Annotated in this window: 1 protein-coding gene; it reads right to left on the reverse strand. The window is 53.7% G+C overall.

All coding sequences use genetic code 11. The annotated features are described in order from the left end of the window. Window positions 1-190, reverse strand: a 190-nt coding sequence (locus LD028_RS09310; protein WP_237811651.1) for a YrrC family ATP-dependent DNA helicase, incomplete at its 3' end; no start/stop codon positions are given. Window positions 191-246: the final 56 nt, after the last annotated feature.

Genomic DNA, 246 nt, shown 5'->3' on the forward strand with positions numbered 1-246 from the left:
CGTCCCCTTCGTTTAAACGCGGAAAATAGCCGGTGACGACGACTTCCTCCTCAACGGGCGCCTCGTTCGTTTCCTCAACGCGCACGCGGACGACCGTGTACAATGTTTCCTCATTATGAAAAATGACCGCCAAGCACACTCCTTTAATGAACGTGCGTCCGTCAAGGGCGAGGATTTGTTGCTCTTGCAACAGCCATCCCCCTGCCTTTTTACGGCGCAAGCCGCTTTTCCATCAGTTTCTTTCCG

The sequence above is a fragment of the Anoxybacillus sp. LAT27 genome (assembly GCF_022030075.1).
Lineage (GTDB): Bacteria > Bacillota > Bacilli > Bacillales > Anoxybacillaceae > Anoxybacillus > Anoxybacillus kestanbolensis.